The 16,600-nt window shown below is 70.5% G+C and carries 15 protein-coding genes and 1 pseudogene; 7 read left to right on the top strand and 9 right to left on the bottom strand.

The window, feature by feature from the left end; all coding sequences use genetic code 11:
* Positions 1 to 44: 44 nt before the first annotated feature.
* Together NW895_RS07785 and NW895_RS07780 are read left to right on the top strand one after the other, a co-directional pair.
* Positions 45 to 341 (top strand): annotated as a pseudogene (locus NW895_RS07785) (LD-carboxypeptidase); the annotation flags it as partial.
* 93 nt (positions 342 to 434) lie between these two features.
* Positions 435 to 1,706 carry an MFS transporter gene (locus NW895_RS07780; RefSeq protein ID WP_289934585.1) on the top strand — a complete coding sequence of 424 codons (1,272 nt, stop codon included), beginning with the start codon at positions 435 to 437 and terminating at the stop codon, positions 1,704 to 1,706.
* 136 nt (positions 1,707 to 1,842) lie between these two features.
* Here the strand turns inward: NW895_RS07780 and NW895_RS07775 are convergent, their stop codons facing one another.
* The 5 genes from NW895_RS07775 to NW895_RS07755 all read right to left on the bottom strand — a co-directional run bounded on the left by NW895_RS07775 (position 1,843) and on the right by NW895_RS07755 (position 9,075).
* Positions 1,843 to 2,841, bottom strand: a complete 999-nt coding sequence (locus tag NW895_RS07775) for a TerC/Alx family metal homeostasis membrane protein (RefSeq protein ID WP_289934584.1) — start codon at positions 2,839 to 2,841, stop codon at positions 1,843 to 1,845.
* A gap of 297 nt (positions 2,842 to 3,138) precedes the next feature.
* Positions 3,139 to 5,172, bottom strand: coding sequence for a TerD family protein (locus tag NW895_RS07770; RefSeq protein ID WP_289934583.1), 2,034 nt, complete (start codon positions 5,170 to 5,172; stop codon positions 3,139 to 3,141).
* 80 nt (positions 5,173 to 5,252) lie between these two features.
* Positions 5,253 to 5,828, bottom strand: coding sequence for a TerD family protein (locus tag NW895_RS07765; RefSeq protein ID WP_289934582.1), 576 nt, complete (start codon positions 5,826 to 5,828; stop codon positions 5,253 to 5,255).
* A 195-nt stretch (positions 5,829 to 6,023) separates the two neighbouring features.
* Entirely contained in the window at positions 6,024 to 8,171 is a 2,148-nt protein-coding gene (uvrB, locus tag NW895_RS07760) for an excinuclease ABC subunit UvrB (RefSeq protein ID WP_289934581.1), read from the bottom strand.
* A gap of 40 nt (positions 8,172 to 8,211) precedes the next feature.
* On the bottom strand, positions 8,212 to 9,075 hold the full coding sequence (locus NW895_RS07755; protein WP_289934580.1) for an MHYT domain-containing protein: 864 nt from the start codon (positions 9,073 to 9,075) through the stop codon (positions 8,212 to 8,214).
* A 277-nt stretch (positions 9,076 to 9,352) separates the two neighbouring features.
* Here NW895_RS07755 and NW895_RS07750 point away from each other — a divergent pair, with 277 nt between their 5' ends.
* Positions 9,353 to 10,228: a glycerophosphodiester phosphodiesterase family protein gene (locus NW895_RS07750; RefSeq protein ID WP_289934579.1), complete on the top strand. Its 876-nt coding sequence runs from the start codon at positions 9,353 to 9,355 to the stop codon at positions 10,226 to 10,228.
* Positions 10,229 to 10,299: 71 nt separating this feature from the next.
* Positions 10,300 to 10,854: a methylated-DNA--[protein]-cysteine S-methyltransferase gene (locus NW895_RS07745; RefSeq protein WP_289934578.1), complete on the top strand. Its 555-nt coding sequence runs from the start codon at positions 10,300 to 10,302 to the stop codon at positions 10,852 to 10,854.
* Between the two features lie 91 nt (positions 10,855 to 10,945).
* Here NW895_RS07745 and NW895_RS07740 read toward each other — a convergent pair whose 3' ends face one another.
* Positions 10,946 to 11,374 (bottom strand): VOC family protein, encoded by a 429-nt coding sequence (locus NW895_RS07740; protein WP_289934577.1) that lies wholly within the window; start codon positions 11,372 to 11,374, stop codon positions 10,946 to 10,948.
* Between the two features lie 99 nt (positions 11,375 to 11,473).
* On the opposite strand from NW895_RS07740, the gene NW895_RS07735 reads away from it, so the two are divergent.
* Together NW895_RS07735 and NW895_RS07730 are read left to right on the top strand one after the other, a co-directional pair.
* On the top strand, positions 11,474 to 12,382 hold the full coding sequence (locus NW895_RS07735) for a pseudouridine-5'-phosphate glycosidase (protein ID WP_289934576.1): 909 nt from the start codon (positions 11,474 to 11,476) through the stop codon (positions 12,380 to 12,382).
* A 1-nt stretch (position 12,383) separates the two neighbouring features.
* The gene (locus NW895_RS07730; RefSeq protein WP_289934575.1) at positions 12,384 to 13,283 is read left to right on the top strand and encodes a sugar kinase; all 900 of its coding nucleotides are present in this window, start codon (positions 12,384 to 12,386) and stop codon (positions 13,281 to 13,283) included.
* A gap of 28 nt (positions 13,284 to 13,311) precedes the next feature.
* Here NW895_RS07730 and NW895_RS07725 read toward each other — a convergent pair whose 3' ends face one another.
* The gene (locus NW895_RS07725) at positions 13,312 to 14,106 is read right to left on the bottom strand and encodes a methyltransferase domain-containing protein (protein ID WP_289934574.1); all 795 of its coding nucleotides are present in this window, start codon (positions 14,104 to 14,106) and stop codon (positions 13,312 to 13,314) included.
* A 305-nt stretch (positions 14,107 to 14,411) separates the two neighbouring features.
* On the opposite strand from NW895_RS07725, the gene NW895_RS07720 reads away from it, so the two are divergent.
* Entirely contained in the window at positions 14,412 to 15,539 is a 1,128-nt protein-coding gene (locus NW895_RS07720; protein ID WP_289934573.1) for a magnesium and cobalt transport protein CorA, read from the top strand.
* A 24-nt stretch (positions 15,540 to 15,563) separates the two neighbouring features.
* On the opposite strand, the gene NW895_RS07715 is transcribed toward NW895_RS07720, so the two are convergent.
* Both NW895_RS07715 and NW895_RS07710 read right to left on the bottom strand, forming a co-directional pair.
* On the bottom strand, positions 15,564 to 15,992 hold the full coding sequence (locus NW895_RS07715) for a CBS domain-containing protein (RefSeq protein ID WP_289934572.1): 429 nt from the start codon (positions 15,990 to 15,992) through the stop codon (positions 15,564 to 15,566).
* Positions 15,993 to 16,119: 127 nt separating this feature from the next.
* A complete protein-coding gene (locus tag NW895_RS07710) occupies positions 16,120 to 16,581 on the bottom strand; it encodes a PPOX class F420-dependent oxidoreductase (RefSeq protein WP_289934571.1) in 462 nt (153 codons plus the stop codon).
* Between the last annotated feature and the right edge of the window lie 19 nt (positions 16,582 to 16,600).

Below are 16,600 nucleotides of genomic sequence, written 5' to 3'. Positions count from 1 at the left end.
CTGACCTCATGGACATGTCTGACCGCCGAGTCCGTGCGGGCGGCGATGTTCATCGCACGCTGCGGAACATGGGCGAGCGCGGCCTCCTCCAGCGTTTCTCCGCCCTGTTGATGGCCCGCCCGAAGACGTGGTCCTTCGAACGCCCCAACAGCCCCGAGGCGGGCGCCCGTTACGCGATGGAACAGCGCGAGGCCGTGCTGCGCGCCATGCGGATGTACGCTCCGGACACCACGATCGTCTTCGACGTGGACTTCGGGCACACCGATCCCCAACTGGTCCTCCCCTACGGGGGCACGGTGCATGTCGACGGTCCCGCACGGCGCATCACCGTCACGTACTGACGGACCGACTGCCTCCGCGCGCCCCCGTAACCCGCGATCACCGTGGGTAGTTGACGCGGCATGCACGACGTACGCACTGTAAGGACGCCCTCCATGCTGCGGCTCGCGGCCGCCTCGCTCACCGGGACGGCCATCGAGTTCTACGACTTCTTCGTCTACGGGACCGCGGCGGCGCTGGTCCTGGGACCGCTGTTCTTCCCGACGTTCTCGCCCCTGGCGGGGACACTGGCCGCCTTCGCGGCGTTCGGGGTCGGTTTCGTGGCGCGGCCGCTGGGCTCGGTGCTCTTCGGGCATATCGGGGACCGGCGCGGGCGGCGGCCGGTCCTCGTCGCGTCCCTGTTGCTGACGGGCTCGGCGACGGTGGCGGTCGGCTGCCTGCCGACGTACGGGACGATCGGTGTGGCCGCTCCCCTGCTGCTCGTCGTGCTGCGTTTCCTGCAGGGGCTGGGGCTCGGCGGGGAGTGGGGCGGGGCCGTGCTGCTGACCGCGGAGCACGCGCCCGCCGAACGGCGCGCGTTGTGGTCGAGTTTTCCGCAGGTGGGACCCGCGCTGGGCTTCCTGCTCGCCAACGGTGTGATGCTGGCGCTGTCGGCGACGCTGTCCGACGCGCAGTTCGCGCAGTGGGGGTGGCGGGTGCCGTTCTGGATGGCGGGCGTGCTGGCCGTGGTGGGGCTGTGGCTGCGTTCATCGCTGGTGGAGAGCCCAAGTTTCCTGGAAATCGACGACCACGCGCGTGTGCCGCTGGCCGAGGTCGTGCGCGATCACTGGCGGCTCGTCCTGCTGACCGCCGGGGCGCTCGCGGTGGGGTACGCGATCTTCTACACCGTGACGACCTGGTCCCTGGCCTACGCGACGGAGCGGCTCGGGGTGAGCCGCAGTGTGATGCTGGTCTGCATCATGGCCGCGGTGGTGGTGAAGGGCGCGCTGACGCCACTGGCGGCGCTGTTCGGCGACCGTTACGGGCGGCGGCCGATGTGCCTGGCGGGGTGCGGGGCCGCCGCCCTGTGGATGTTCCCGATGGTCGCGCTGCTGGCGACGGGCGCGCCGCTGTTGATGTTTCTCGGGTTCCTGGGGGCGATGATCGCCTTCATCACGATGTTCGCGGTGATCGCCGCCTATCTGCCGGAGTTGTACGAGCCCCGGGTGCGCTGCACGGGCGCCGCCGTCGGCTACAACCTCGGCGGAGTTGTCGGTGGTGCGCTCACCCCGATCGTGGCGACGGCGCTTGCCGAGCAGGGCGGGCGGGTGCCCTGGGGTGTGGGCGCGTATCTGACGGGGATCGCGTTGCTCAGTCTGGGGTGCTTCGCGCTGCTGCCGGAGACGCGTCCGGTGCCGCTGGCGGCGGCGGAGCCGGCTTCGGGATGACGCTCAGACGAACGCCAGGGCGATGGCGGGATGGTCAGATCGATGCCGGCCATCGACGAACCGACCGCCAGGGAGCGGTGACCGGCACTGCGCCGCGCACCGCCCCCGGGGGTCGTTGTGTCTCCGCCCGACGTGGTCAGACGTCGATGCGGTCCTTCGCAGCACCCTCGCTCTGCCCGTGCGCCGCCTCGGCCGCCTGCTTCCGGGAGGCCCGCAGGCTGGTGATCGTGGTGACGATCAGGACCGAGCAGATGACGCCGAGCGAGACGGGGATGCTGATCTCGGGGACGTGCACCCCGGACTCGTGCAGCGCGTGCAGCACCAGCTTGACGCCGATGAAGCCGAGGATGATCGACAGGCCGTAGCTCAGGTGGACCAGCTTCCTCAGCAGACCCCCGATGAGGAAGTACAGCTGCCTCAGACCCATCAGCGCGAAGGCGTTGGCCGTGAACACGATGTACGGGTCCTGCGTCAGACCGAAGATCGCGGGGATCGAGTCCAGCGCGAAGAGGACGTCGGTGGTGCCGATGGCGAGCATCACGACGAGCATCGGCGTCATGACGCGCTTGCCGTTCTGCTGGATCCACAGCTTGGTGCCGTGGTAGCGGTCGGCCACGCCGAAGCGGCGCTCGGCGGCCTTGAGCAGCTTGTTCTCCTCGTACTCCTCGTCCTCCTCCTCTGCCCGGGCCTCCACGATCAGCTTCCAGGCGGTCCAGATCAGGAAGGCACCGAAGAGGTAGAAGACCCAGGAGAAGCTGGCGATGATCGCGGCACCCGCGGCGATGAAGACGGCACGCAGGACCAGGGCTATCAGTACGCCGATGAGCAGCACTCGCTGCTGGTACTGCGAGGGCACCGCGAACTTCGCCATGATCAGGACGAAGACGAACAGGTTGTCCACGCTGAGCGACTTCTCGGTGATGAAGCCCGCGAAGAACTCGCCGGCGGGCTGGCCGCCGCCGAAGACGAACAGGCCGAGCCCGAACAGACCGGCCAGGGCGATCCAGACGACCGTCCAGATCCCCGCTTCCTTGATCGACACGTCATGGGGCTTGCGGCCGATGAAGAAATCGACCGCGATCAGGGCACACAGGCCCACGATGGTGAGAACCCACAGGTTCAGGGAAACATCCACAGTGCCTCCGGCAGTACGTCACGGCAAACAGGTCGTCGTCACAACCGGAGGTCTCTTCCACCAGGGCTTCCGCGCATCGCGCGCCTCTGAAGCCGCAGGCCGACGCCCCGGGACCCGAACGGATCCGTACTGACGGGCACGCCGCTAACAGACAGGGAGTACTCCCCTCCGTGAGAAGAACAGTACCCCAATCACCAAGGAAAGGTAAAGAGCTTGGCAAAGGAAGAGCCAAGTGTGCAGGTCAGTGGCGCTTTACCGATGCTTGGTGACTTTACGAATGCTTGGTACTGGCGGAGGTCAGCGGTTCCACGTACGGCGGGCGGCGGCGACCTGGGACAGCACCTGCTGGAGCACCTGGCTGCCGGGCGGCACGAGCGAGGGCTCGTACGTCCAGGCATGCCCGACCCACGGATCGGCGAGGTGGTCGTCCGGCACCGGAGTCAGTCGCAGCAGCGAACGCCACAGCGGGTCGAGCAACGGTCCGTAGCCGGCGGACTCCTCGCGGTCGGCCACCATCATCAGGTGGACGCCGACGGCGGGGCCCTCGTCGGCGAGGTAGCGGAGCTGGTTCACGGCCCGGTCGTCGAAGCCGTGCGGGAAGTCGTTGACGATCAGCAGCTGCTCGGAGGTGTCGAGGCCGGGCGGCAGCGAGTCGGCCGCACCGCCGCGCACCGCCATCTGCACCAGGTCGACGCGCTGGGTGAGCCGGGCCAGCACATCCGCCACGCCCGCGGCGCCGAGGGCGGGCGGAGCCGCGAGCACACCGGTCTGCACGAGCGGCGCCAGCGCCTGTGCCCCCGAGCCGGCCGGGTCGATGACGTGCACGGTGAACTCGCCCGCCGGGTAGACGGCGAGCAGCCGGGCCGCGTGCGCCACCGCCGTGTCCAGTGCGAGGCGCCGCAGTTCGTGCGAGTCGGCGAAGGAGCCGTCGAGCGATCCGGCACGCCCGCTGTCGATCCACAGCCCGCGCTCCAGCGGCAGCCGGACCAGCATCGGGATGCGTATCTGTGCGGCCTCGGGCAGATGGAGATCGCCCAGGCGCAGGGCCATGGGTATCTCCATCGGCACCCGGTAGCCCTGCCACACAGGGTTGTCCCAGCGCGCGTACGCCAGGGGCAGCGCGGGCTCGACCACCTCGGACTCGGCGACGAGCTGGGCGAGGTCCCGGTCGAGCGCCTCTTTGGCCTGCGCGACGAGCTGGGTGCGCCGGGCGCGGGCTGCCTCGCGCGCCGCGTCGCCCTGTCCGCCGATCCGGCTGCGCGGGTCGGACAGGACCTGGTCGAGCTCCTTCTCCATGCGCGAGTCGGCGAAGTCGACGGCGCTGCGGTAGGCGGCCGTGGTGCGGGCCAGGTCCTCGAACATGCCCCACACCTGGTTGTAGAGCCGCTCGTCCATGGACCAGCCGGTCGCGTCGCCCGCGACAGGCCGTGCGGGCTGTCCGGGCCGGGCCGGGGGCGCGGTCGGCGGAGGCGGGGGCGGGGCGGCGGTCTGGCGGCCGGGGTGGCTGTAGTTGACCGGGCCGCCGGCCGTGGGCGCGGACGTCGGGGTGACGGCGGAGGAGTCGCCCGTCCCGGCACCGCCCGGATACGGCGACTGCGGCGCGGGCTGTCCGGGCGACTGGGGGCCGTGCTGCGGGTCGTACGGAGGGACCGGCGGTACGGGGCCCGGGGCGCCTTGGGGCGCGGCGCCGCTGGAGTCCGGGCCGAGCGCCGGCGCGGCCGCCTGCCGGGAACGGTCGCCGTCCGTGTGGGGCGGGGGCGGCGGCACCGAGCGGGCCAGGCCGCGCGCCACCGCGTCGTTGATGCTGTCCGCCAGGTCGCGGGCCTGGGGCAGAGCCTGGTCGGTGAAGAGCTCGGCGAGGCCGCCGGCGTACCCCTGACCGACGGCGCGCACCTTCCAGGCGCCCTGCCGCCGGTAGAGCTCCAGGGCGACGACGGCGGCCTCGGTGTCCAGGCCGGTGATCGTGTAACTGACGACCTCCGCGCCGTCGAGTCCGGTGACGGCGACGAAGGGGGCGGCGACGGCACCGAAGCGGACCGGGCCTCCCCCGTCGGCGGCGGGCAGGGCGAGCAGCACGTTGACGCGGTGCACGGCGTCCGGCACGGCGTCCAGGTCCACCGCGAGGCGATGGTCGGCGGCGGCCTGCCGGGAGACCTCCAGGCCCGGCAGCACAGGTGAGCCCGGGTGGGCCACCCACTCGACGCCGTGCACCTTCCCGTTCTCGTCGCCGAGCGTGGCTGCGGTCACGATCGGCGTGCCGGCCGAGACCCGGATCTCGAGACGGGCCTGGGAGAGCGGGTGGTTCTGCCCCCGCACCAGCTCGGCCGTCATCGCCTCAGTCCCCCTGTGTCACTCGTGTGTGTCGTGTGCCGCTCGCGGCGACGTCTTGCGGGAGCGCGGGCCGGTCCGCCTTACAGGACCGGCAGGATCGCCGGCATGAGGTCCTGGAATGTGCGCCCGTTGGCCGGGCTGCCGAGGGCGGTCATCGTCCAGCCCGGGCCCGACCGGTGGACCTTCGCCATGATCTGGGCCGTGTAGGCGCCGCCGCCGGCCAGCGTGTAGCGGGCGAGCTCCTGGCCGTTGGTCTCGTCGACCAGGCGGCAGAACGCGTTCTGCACCTCCTGGAAGGTCTGGCCCGTGAAGGAGTTGACGGTGAAGACGATCTGGTCGATGTGGACCGGCACGCGCGCCAGGTCCACGAGGATCGCCTCGTCGTCGCCCTGGCCGACACCGCCGACGAGGTTGTCACCGGTGTGGCGCACCGAGCCGTCGTCGCTCACCAGGTGACGGAAGAAGACGACGTCGACCGGCTGCTTGTCCGCGAACAGGACGGCGGAGGCGTCCAGGTCGATCTCCCGGGTACGCGAGCCGAACAGGCCGCGCCGGGGAGCCGCCTGCCAGCCGAGACCCATGCGCACCGCGGTCAGGCTGCCGCCGTCGTTCTTCTGCAGACTGATGGCCTGACCCTTGGTCATGTTGACGGTCACGCGCTGATTCCCCTCTCAAGCTGTCCCCTGTTGCCGCGGAGCCCGCGGTTGACCTGAACACTACGCAGGGGTACTGACAGTGACGCACCCAGGCCCGCACTTTGTGTCGGTCTTGCAACACAGCGCGTGCCCGGCGGGGTTACCGGGACGGATGGGCGGCGCCGGTCCCGGTGGACCGGCGCCCGCGCGGGCCCGTCAGGACAGGCCCGCCTCCTGCATCTGGCGCAGTTCCTTCTTCATCTCCGAGACCTCGTCGCGCAGTCGGGCCGCGATCTCGAACTGGAGGTCCGCCGCGGCGGCCCGCATGCGGGCGGTGAGTTCCTCGATCTGCTCGGCGAGTTCGGCCGCGGGACGGTCGGTGGGAACCGTCTCCGCCGCCTTGCCCTTGGCGGGCTTGGTGCCCTTGGCCGCCTTGGGCGCCTTGCCGCCGAGGGCGGGCACGGGAGCCTTGGCGCCCTTGCCGTCCTTCGACTTGCGGTAGCCGGAGCCGAGCAGTTGCTCCGTGTCGATGTCCTCGCGGGCGATCTGCGCCACGATGTCGTTGATCTTCTTGCGGAGGGGCTGGGGGTCGATGCCGTTGGCCTTGTTGTACGCGATCTGCTTCTCGCGGCGGCGGTTGGTCTCCTCGATGGCCTTCTCCATCGCCGGGGTGATCTTGTCGGCGTACATGTGGACCTGACCGGAGACATTGCGCGCCGCGCGGCCGATGGTCTGGATCAGGGAGGTGCCGGAGCGCAGGAAGCCCTCCTTGTCCGCGTCGAGGATCGCCACCAGGGACACCTCGGGCAGGTCGAGGCCCTCCCTCAGGAGGTTGATGCCGACCAGGACGTCGAACTCGCCGGAGCGCAGCTCACGCAGCAGCTCGACACGGCGCAGGGTGTCGACGTCGCTGTGCAGATAGCGCACCTGGATGCCGAGTTCCAGGAAGTAGTCGGTGAGGTCCTCGGCCATCTTCTTGGTGAGGGTGGTGACGAGGACACGCTCGTCCTTCTCGACGCGCGCCCGGATCTCGTGCACCAGGTCGTCGATCTGGCCCTCGGTGGGCTTGACGACGACCTCCGGGTCGACGAGACCGGTGGGGCGGATGATCTGCTCGACGGCTCCGTCCGCGCGGGAGAGCTCGTAAGGCCCCGGGGTCGCCGACAGGTAGACGGTCTGCCCGATGCGCTCCTGGAACTCCTCCCACTTGAGGGGGCGGTTGTCCAGGGCGGACGGCAGCCGGAAGCCGTGGTCGACCAGGGTGCGCTTGCGGGAGGCGTCGCCCTCGTACATGGCGCCGATCTGCGGGACGGTGACGTGCGACTCGTCGATGACGAGGAGGAAGTCGTCCGGGAAGTAGTCGAGCAGGGTGTTCGGCGGGGAGCCGGGCGAGCGGCCGTCGAAGTGCATCGAGTAGTTCTCCACGCCGGAGCAGGTGCCGATCTGGCGGAGCATCTCGATGTCGTACGTCGTCCGCATCCTCAGACGCTGGGCCTCCAGGAGCTTGCCCTGCTTCTCCAGCTCGGCCAGGCGCTCGCCCAGCTCCTTCTCGATGTCGTTGACGGCCCGTTCCATGCGCTCGGGGCCCGCGACGTAGTGGGAGGCCGGGAAGATGTACAGCTGCTGGTCGTCGCTGAGGATCTCCCCGGTGACGGGGTGGAGGGTGGAGAGGGCCTCGATCTCGTCGCCGAACATCTCGATGCGGACGGCGAGTTCTTCGTAGACCGGGAAGATCTCGATGGTGTCGCCGCGGACCCGGAAGGTGCCGCGGGTGAACGCCATGTCGTTGCGCGTGTACTGGATGTCCACGAAGCGCCGCAGCAGCTCGTCCCGGTCGATCTCCTCGCCGACCTTGAGGGTGACCATGCGGTCGACGTACTCCTGCGGAGTACCGAGGCCGTAGATGCAGGAGACCGAGGCGACCACGACGACATCGCGGCGGGTGAGCAGCGAGTTGGTCGCCGAGTGACGCAGGCGTTCGACCTCCTCGTTGATCGAGGAGTCCTTCTCGATGTAGGTGTCCGACTGCGGGACGTACGCCTCGGGCTGGTAGTAGTCGTAGTACGAGACGAAGTACTCGACGGCGTTGTTCGGCAGCAGCTCGCGGAACTCGTTCGCCAGCTGGGCGGCCAGCGTCTTGTTCGGCGCCATCACGAGGGTGGGGCGCTGGAGCTTCTCGATCATCCACGCGGTGGTCGCGGACTTGCCGGTGCCGGTCGCGCCGAGCAGCACGACGTCCTTCTCACCGGCGTCGATGCGCCGGGCGAGCTCGGCGATGGCCTGCGGCTGGTCGCCGCTCGGCTGGTAGGGGCTGACGACCTCGAAGGGCGCCACCGTGCGTTCGATGTGGGAAACGGGCCGCATGGAATCCACGGTACGACCCCCCACTGACAACCGGGTCTGATCAGCGGTTCTGCGGGGTGCGGGAGTGGTGCCCGAGGCTCCGGCGGGTGCGGAGCTGAGGCCCGTGGGACGGGTGGTGGGCGATGGTGTGGGCCGGGATGCCCGGTTTGTGCTCGGTGGGGGTCCAGGTGGGTTTGCCCATGACCATCATCGGGTCGAACAGCACCACGACGCCGGCGAGGAGCAGGAAGGCGAGCGGGCCGATCAGCATGGGCGCGAGCAGGGCGGCGGGCGATTCGCCCGACGAGGGCTCGGCCGTGCCGTGCAGGTGGACCGTGAGGGCGGCCATGCCGGTGTAGTGCATGCCGCTGACGGCGAGTCCCATGACGAGACTCGCGCCCACGCTCCACAGGAAGCCCCTGATCTGCCCGGCCGCCCACAGGGCCGCGGTGGCGGCGGCCATGCCTATGGCGACGGACGCGGCGACGGTGAGCGTGTTGTATTCGAGTTTTCCGTCGAGGCGCATGCTGGCCATGCCCAGGTAGTGCATCGAGGCGATGCCCAGGCCTGTGATGGTTCCTCCGGTGAACAGGGCTGTTCCCCTGGCGCCCCGGTAGCCGACGATGAAGATCCCGATGCCCACCATGACGATGGCGACGGCCAGACTCGCGAACGTCATCGGCTTGTCGTAGTGGATCGGCGTGCCCCTGACCGTGAACCCCATCATCGCGATGAAGTGCATGGTCCATATGCCGGAGCCGATCGCCGCCGAGCCGAGGGCGAGCCATCCGGGGCGCCAGGACTGGGCGACCAGCATGGACCTGGTGGTGCAGCGCAGGCCGAGGGCCCCGCCGAGGCAGGCCATGAGGTAGGCCACCAGCGGTGTGACGAGTCCGTAGCTGAATCCGTCGACCGTGCCTTGCATGCGCGGCTGCCCTTCCGCCCTCGTGCGTCGTGGATTTCCCTGATGTGCGCCCCCTCCCAGGACCGCACGAGCGGTCGGGGTTGAGGCAGAGTATGACTCCCACCGGAATGGTCGAACGACTTTCCGGCAAAGAATCACGGCCTTGCCCCAGTTGTGCGGCCCGAGTGAGCACGCTTGGGCAACTCCATTCATTGTGTGGCCATCCTGTACCCCTCTGTCGTTGACTCTCTGCTGTCACAGTTGAGCTGTCCGTGATAGCTCGACGCGAGGAGTACGCATGCATGCGCGCGCAGTTGCGGCCACGGCCACCGCGCTCCTTGGAACCGCCACGCTCCTGCTTCCCACCTCACCCGTCCAGGCCGTCGACAGCGGTGAGCAGCCCTGGATCATCGCGCACCGCGGCGCCTCGGGGTACGCGCCCGAGAACACCCTGGCGGCCGTCGACAAGGCGGCCGAGCTGGGCATCCGCTGGGTGGAGAACGATGTACAGCGCACCAAGGACGGCGAGCTCGTCGTCCTGCACGACGACAACCTGCAGCGCACCACGGATGTCGAGGAGGTCTTTCCCGGCCGGGCGCCCTGGAAGGTGAAGGACTTCACGGCCGCCGAGATCGCGCGGCTGGACGCGGGGAGCTGGTTCGGTCCCGCCTTCGCGGGCGCGCGCGTGCCGGCGTTGAAGCAGTACGTGGAGCGTGTGGAGCACCATCACCAGAAGCTGCTCCTGGAGATCAAGAATCCCGAGCTGTACCCCGGCATCGAGCAGCAGGCGTTGAAGGTTCTCGGCAACGAGGGGTGGCTCGACCGGCGGCATGTGGCGAGCCGGCTGATCGTGCAGAGCTTCAGCGCGGACAGCCTGCGGACCGTGCACGACCTGAAGCCGGCCGTCAGGACCGGTTTCCTCGGTACGCCGTCCGTGGCGGACCTGCCCGCTTACGCGCGCTTCGCCGACCAGATCAATCCGTCGTACCGCTCCCTCTCGCTGGGTTATGTCTCCACCGTCCACGCGTTCAAGGGGCCGCACGGCAGGCCGTTGCAGGTCCTCACCTGGACCGTCGACGACGCGGACGCCGCCCGGCGGGTCGCCGGGTACGGCGTCGACGGCATCATCACCAACCGGCCCGACGTGGTGCGGGACGCGCTGCGCGAGGAATGACCCCGCCGGGCCGGGGAGTGGCCGGGGTTCGCCGTCCGGGCGTTGTCAGTGGCAGGTCGTACGGTGGGCGCATGAGCAGCCATGGGCAGTACGAGCAGCAGGTCGTGTGGACCGTTGTCGGCACCGGCATCGGCCCACTGCTGCTGGCCGCGACCCGCGAGGGCCTGGTCAACGTCGTGTTCCACGCCACGGACGAGGTGCGTGACAGGGCGCTCGACCACCTCGCGTCCCGGCTGGGCACGCGGCCCGTCGAGGCGCCCGGCTCCCCGCTGCTGGCCGAGGCGATACGGCAGGTCCAGGCGTACTTCGCGGGTGAGCGGCACGACTTCGACCTGCCGCTGGACTGGTCGCTGATCACGGGCTTCAACCGTGAGGTGCTGCGGGAACTGGCCGCGGGTGTTCCGTACGGCACGGTCGTCGGCTACGGCGATCTCGCCGGGCGGGTCGGCCAGCCCGGCGCCGCGCAGGCCGTGGGGACGGCGATGGGCTCCAACCCGCTGCCGGTCGTCGTCCCCTGCCACCGGGTCGTCGAGAGCGGCGGCGGGATCGGCGGGTTCGGGGGCGGCCTGGAGACCAAGCGGAAGCTGCTCGCGCTGGAGGGCGTGCTGCCCGAGCCGTTGTTCTGAGAGTTCGGGGCATGCGTGTCCTGGGGGTTTCGCACACGCATGCCCCGGGCTCGGATGCGGAGGCGACGGCTCTGGGAGCCCGGTGCCCTGGCTACTCGTAGTGGCGGGCCTCGAAGACGTTGCCGTCCGGGTCGCGGAAGTAGAAGCTGCGCCTGGCCAGGCCACGGGCGCCGTAGGAGTCGTACAGGTAGTCCGAGACGGGGACCGACCGTTCTTCCAGGCGGCTGCGCAGCGTCTGGAAGGCGTCCGCCGACAGGGACAGGCAGACGTGGTTCACGGGATGGCCCGCGCTGTCGGCGGCGCCGGGGACCATGGTCATGTGCTCCGCGAGGGTGAGCGGTGCGAGGTCGAAGATGGTCTCGTCGTTGAGGCGCACGGAGGGGAAGGAGACGGTCCCCGCGGCGAACTCGGTGACGCGCAGGGGCTCCATCCCGACCGCCTTCTCGTAGAAGTCGGCCGAGGCGAGCGGGTCGCGCACCCAGAGGACGACGTGGTCGAGACGTGGCGTGTTGTCCGTCATGTCCCCCAGGCTCATGCCATCCCCCACGGGCCGCAAGGGTTTGACCGGGTGCGCCGCCCGCCAGAGATGAGGGAGAGCCGACAGACAGGAGGCAGGCGCGTGGTGCTGGTGGTGTCGCAAGAGGTGCGGGAGGCGGTCGACGCGCGTCGCCCCGTGGTGGCCCTGGAGTCCACGATCATCGCGCACGGGCTGCCGCGTCCGCGGAATCTGCAGGTGGCACTGGAGTTGGAGCAGACGGTACGGCAGGAGGGAGCCGTGCCGGCGACGATCGCCGTGCTGGAGGGGCGGCCGCATGTCGGCCTGGACAAGGAGCAATTGGAGCGGGTCGCCAACGAGGACGGCATCCGCAAGCTGGGCCATCGCGACCTGCCGCTCGCGGTGGCCTCCGGGGCGAGCGGGGCGACCACGGTGTCGGCGACCGCGCTGCTGGCGGCCCTGGCCGGGGTGCGTGTGTTCGCGACCGGTGGGCTGGGCGGGGTGCACCGGGAGTGGACGGTGACGCAGGACGAGTCGGCCGACCTGGGCCTGCTGGCGCGCACCCGGATCACGGTGGTGTGCGCGGGCGTGAAGTCGATTCTGGACGTGCCGGCGACCCTGCAGCGTCTGGAGACGCTGGGTGTCGCGGTGGCCGGATACGGCACGGACCGCTTTCCCGGCTTCTATCTGTCCGACTCGGGACATCCGGTGGACTGGACGCTGGACACCCCGGAGCAGGTGGCGGGGGTCATGCGGGCGCAGGACGCGCTCGGTGTGCCCGCATCGGCGCTGATCGTCGCCAATCCGGTCCCCGAGGAGGAGCAGCTGGATCCCGGGCTGCACGCGCGCGTGCTCGCCGACGCGCTGCACGCGTGCGAGGCGGAGGGGATCTCCGGCCAGGCGGTCACGCCGTTCCTGCTCGACTACCTGGTACGGCACACCGACGGGGCCTCGCTGAGCGCCAATCTCGCGGCGGTGCGCGGCAACGTACGGCTGGCGGGGCGGATCGCGGCGGCCTGGACCGGGGCGTGAGGTGGGGCCGGGCGGCGCGCTGCTGGTCGTGGGGGACGTCGTCACGGACGTCGTGGCCCGGCACCGCGGGCCGCTCGCCACGGGCACCGACACGGCTGCCGTGATCCGGACGCTGCCGGGCGGCGCCGGCGCCAACGTGGCCTGCTGGGCCGCCCATCGGGGTTGCCCGGAGGTGCGGCTGCTCGGGCGGGTGGGCGCGGACGCGGCGGGCCGGCACGAGCGGGACCTGGCCGCCTGCGGGGTACGCCCCTTCCTTGTCGTCGATCCCGAGGCGCCGACCGGGACGGTGATCTGCCTGGTCGACACGGGCGCCTCGGCCGAGCGGACGTTCCTCACGGACAGCGGCGCGTCACTGCGGCTGGAACCCGGTGACTGGTCCGACACGCTGCTCGACGGTGTGGCGTGGCTGCACCTGTCCGGCTACCTCCTGTTCTCCGAACCGAGCCGCGCGCTGGTGGCGGTCGCCCTGCAGGCGGCACGCGCGCGTGGAGTGCCGGTGAGCCTCGATCCGGCGTCGGCGGGCTTCCTCGCGGAGTTGGGCGTCGGCCGTTTCCTGTCCCTCGCCGACGGGCTGGACGTCCTGCTGCCCAGCCGTGACGAGGCCTGCCTGCTGACGGGGCTGCCGGACGCGGCGGACGCGGCGGCCGAGCTGAGCCGGCATGTCCCGCTCGTGGTCGCCAAGCAGGGGGCGGAGGGTGCGCTGGTGGCCCGGTCCGGCATCGTGTGCGCCCGCGTTCCCGCCGCCCGGGTGACGCCCCGGGACACCACGGGCGCCGGCGACGCCTTCACGGGCGCGTTCCTCGCCTCCCTGCTCGCGGGCGCCGAACCCGAGGAGGCGGCGGCGCAGGGCTGCCGGGCCGGAGCGCTGGCGGTGCAACGGGTGGGCGGCAGACCAGGCTGACGGCGACCGGTCGAGACCGGTACGCGTCCTACGCTTTGCGTCCCCACGCCGAGATCATCGGAGCCGTCGTGAGGTCCAGGGACCCGGACGCGACGTTGGCCAGGTGCCGGTCGATCTCCTGGTCCGTGGCGAGTCCCGCGGTGACGAGTTGGTCGCGGATCTGGCGGATCGTGGCCAACTCCAGGGCAGCGCAGGCGGGCGAGGTGAGCGGGAAGTAGGCGTCGGCCTGCACCCGGCTCAGGCCGGCATCGCGCAGCAGACGGGGGAGTCTGCGGCCGAAGGCGAGGTCGGCCCCGCGGTCGGCGAGCAGTTGGCGGAAGCCGTTCCGCAGCCGGTTCGCCAGTTGCTGCTCGGGGCCGTGCTGGTCGGGGCAGGACAGGGGCTGCAGTGCGGGATCGGCGTCCTCGACCAGGATGCGTCCGCCGGGGCGCAGGGATGTGACCATCGACCGCAACGCCCGCTCCCGGTCGGGCACATGGACGAGGACGAGGCGGGCGTGCACCAGGTCGAAGTCCTCCCCCGGCGGTTCGTGCGCGCCCACGTCGTGCACGCGTACCTCGACCGGCGGACGGGCGGCAGGGACGACCCGTGAGGTGTCGATGTCGGTGGCGACGACCCGTCCGGTCCGGCCGACCTTCTTGGCCAGCCAGGAGACCACGGAGGTGCCGCCGGCCCCGACCTCCCAGCAGCGCCAGCCGGGTCCGACGCCGAGGGCCGTGAGGTGCCGGAACGTCGTGGGGTCGAACAGGTCGGCGAAGGCGTCGAAGCGTTCTGCCGCCTCGGTCTGCCGGTTGTCGAGGAGATACCCGTCGGTTCGCGTCATGCCGCGATCATCCCAGTTGCCCCGCTTATCGCGAGGGGTCGACGCTCCGGTGCGCGGAGCCGTCGGCGGCGGTCGCTGCGCAGCGGCCGTGGCTCGGCGCCGGGCGGGCCCGTCGGCCCGGGTCTGGGCGTCGCGACCCCGGATCTCCTGTCCGGCGAGGGGCAGGACCGTCCGTCCACAGGCGGGAACAAAGCGGAATCTTCCGTTTCCACAGGCTTACCCGCTGCTCACGCCGACCTGGCAGACTGGCGCGCCAAGGCGCAGGAGCGCGGTGCTGCGAAGGGGTCCACGCAAGGAGATCCAGGATGTCCATGGCAGGGAATCTGCGGAAGGTCACGAGCCTCGGCACGGTCGGTGGCCTCCGCAAGGTGGCTCGGCTGGCCCGGCGGCGACCGCGGGTCGACCTGAGTCACCCTGCCCGCTCCCCGCTGGGTTCCTCGGTGGTGAACTGCGTGACCTACCGGGAGGGCGTTCGCGCCCCGGCGGACGGTGATCTGGTCGACGCCGTGGAGCGGGTGCGCAAGCGAGGTGACGGTTTCGTCTGGCTCGGTCTGCACGAGCCGACCGACCAGGAGTTCGCGGGCATCGCCGATCTCTTCGACCTGCACCCACTGGCGGTCGAGGACGCGATCGAGGCCCACCAGCGCCCGAAGCTGGAGCGGTACGGCGAGACGCTCTTCGCGGTGTTCAAGACCGTCTGCTACGTCGAGCACGAGGAACTCACGGCCACGAGCGAGGTGGTGAACACCGGCGAGATCATGGTGTTCGTCGGCCAGGACTTCGTGATCACGGTGCGGCACGGACGGCACGGCTCGCTGGGCCCGCTGCGCGAGGAGCTGGAGTCCGATCCCCAGCAGCTCGCCAAGGGGCCGTCCGCGGTGCTGCACGCGATCGCGGACCATGTGGTCGACGACTATCTGACCGTCATCGACTCGGTGCAGGCGGACATCGACCAGGTGGAGACGGACGTGTTCGCGGAGGCCGGCGCGCGGGCCGACCCGGGCCGCATCTACCAGCTCAAGCGAGAGCTCCTCGAACTGAAGCGGGCAGTGGTGCCCCTGGGCCGTCCGCTGGAGGATCTGGCCACCCGGCCGATCCGGGTGGTGGACCCCGAGATACAGGCCTACTTCCGCGACGTCCGCGACCACCTGCTGCGGGCCACGGAGCAGATCGCAGCGTTCGACGAGCTGCTCAACTCGATCCTGCAGGCACACCTCGCCCAGGTCACGGTGGCGCAGAACGAGGACATGCGGAAGATCACGGCCTGGGCCGCGATAGTCGCCGTTCCGACGATGGTGTGCGGGGTGTACGGGATGAACTTCGACCACATGCCGGAGCTGCACTGGCGGTACGGCTACGGCATGGTCATCGGCGTCATATCCGTCGCCTGCCTGGCGCTGTACCGGGGCTTCCGGCGCAACGGCTGGCTCTGAGGCACGCATGCGGGCCGGACCGGGTCAGCGGGTCGTGCTCCTGGCGTAGACGCTCTCCGCCCAGGTCGCGATCTGGTCCTCCGTCAGGTGCCGGGCAAGGTCGGACTCGCTGATCATGCCGACCAGGCGCTTGTTGTCGATGACGGGGAGCCGGCGGATCTGGTGCTCCTGCATCTCGTGGAGTACGTCGCCGACATCGGCGTCCGCGTCGATCCAGCGCGGTGTGCCCTTGGCCATGTCGCCCGCGGTGACCTTGGACGGGTCGTGTCCCATGGCCACGCAGCCCACGACGATGTCGCGGTCGGTGAGGATGCCGCAGAGCCGTTCGTTCCGGTCACTGATGGGCAGGGCCCCCACACCCAGCTCGTGCATCAGCTGGGCGGCGCGGTCGAGGGTTTCGTGGGCGGGGATCCACTGGACGCCACGGTGCATGATGTCTCGGGCGGTGGTCATGTCGTACCTCCCGGCTGCCGGACGGCCGACGCGGCGCGGGACGCACCGCTGGTCCCGGCGCCTACATTCTCGCCGCGGCGCCCGGCCCATGCACCCGGGGCTCCCGGCGGCGGGGCGCCCGGGAGGTTCAGGCGGAGAAACCCACGATCTTCCGCGGCACGACGCGGATGATCACGCGGACCTCGTCGTCCTTCTCGGCGGGCGGGTCGATGCCGAGGTACTTGTGCGCGAGCTCGTACGGGAGTCGCTTGCCCTCGTCCGGGAGGATCTCGGCGGTGCCGCGGATCTCGACCGAGGTGTAGGGATTGGCGAGGTCGAAGACCGACAGGCTGATGCGGGGGTCACGGCGGAGGTTGCGCACCTTCTGACGCCCGTCGGTGGAGGAGAAGACCACGGTGTCGCCCTCGCGCTTGATCCAGACGACCGAGTTCTGGGGGGAGCCGTCGGGGCCGAGGGTGGCGACGCTGGCGAAGTTCTTGCCGTCGAGGAGGGCGCGAACCGTGTCGTCGAAGGAGACGGAGGGAGACGTGGGGGACGCGGGGGACGTGGAGGACGTCGCGGAGGTCTCGGAGGTCGAGGAGGTCATCATGGCTACAGGCTAGTTACAT

Source organism: Streptomyces sp. S.PNR 29 (assembly GCF_030386795.1).
Taxonomy (GTDB): domain Bacteria; phylum Actinomycetota; class Actinomycetes; order Streptomycetales; family Streptomycetaceae; genus Streptomyces.
Note: the sequence above shows the minus strand (reverse complement) of the source record. Positions and strands in the feature narration are given on the sequence as shown.

What these genes read in the sequence shown, in the direction of transcription:
- NW895_RS07780 (WP_289934585.1), top strand. Translation starts at nt 435, where the DNA reads ATGCTGCGGCTCGCGGCCGCCTCGCTCACCGGGACGGCCATCGAGTTC.
- NW895_RS07770 (WP_289934583.1), bottom strand. Translation starts at nt 5,172, where the DNA reads ATGACGGCCGAGCTGGTGCGGGGGCAGAACCACCCGCTCTCCCAGGCC.
- uvrB (WP_289934581.1), bottom strand. Translation starts at nt 8,171, where the DNA reads ATGCGGCCCGTTTCCCACATCGAACGCACGGTGGCGCCCTTCGAGGTC.
- NW895_RS07755 (WP_289934580.1), bottom strand. Translation starts at nt 9,075, where the DNA reads ATGCAAGGCACGGTCGACGGATTCAGCTACGGACTCGTCACACCGCTG.
- NW895_RS07750 (WP_289934579.1), top strand. Translation starts at nt 9,353, where the DNA reads ATGCATGCGCGCGCAGTTGCGGCCACGGCCACCGCGCTCCTTGGAACC.
- NW895_RS07745 (WP_289934578.1), top strand. Translation starts at nt 10,300, where the DNA reads ATGAGCAGCCATGGGCAGTACGAGCAGCAGGTCGTGTGGACCGTTGTC.
- NW895_RS07740 (WP_289934577.1), bottom strand. Translation starts at nt 11,374, where the DNA reads ATGACGGACAACACGCCACGTCTCGACCACGTCGTCCTCTGGGTGCGC.
- NW895_RS07725 (WP_289934574.1), bottom strand. Translation starts at nt 14,106, where the DNA reads ATGACGCGAACCGACGGGTATCTCCTCGACAACCGGCAGACCGAGGCG.
- NW895_RS07720 (WP_289934573.1), top strand. Translation starts at nt 14,412, where the DNA reads ATGTCCATGGCAGGGAATCTGCGGAAGGTCACGAGCCTCGGCACGGTC.
- NW895_RS07715 (WP_289934572.1), bottom strand. Translation starts at nt 15,992, where the DNA reads ATGACCACCGCCCGAGACATCATGCACCGTGGCGTCCAGTGGATCCCC.
- NW895_RS07710 (WP_289934571.1), bottom strand. Translation starts at nt 16,581, where the DNA reads ATGATGACCTCCTCGACCTCCGAGACCTCCGCGACGTCCTCCACGTCC.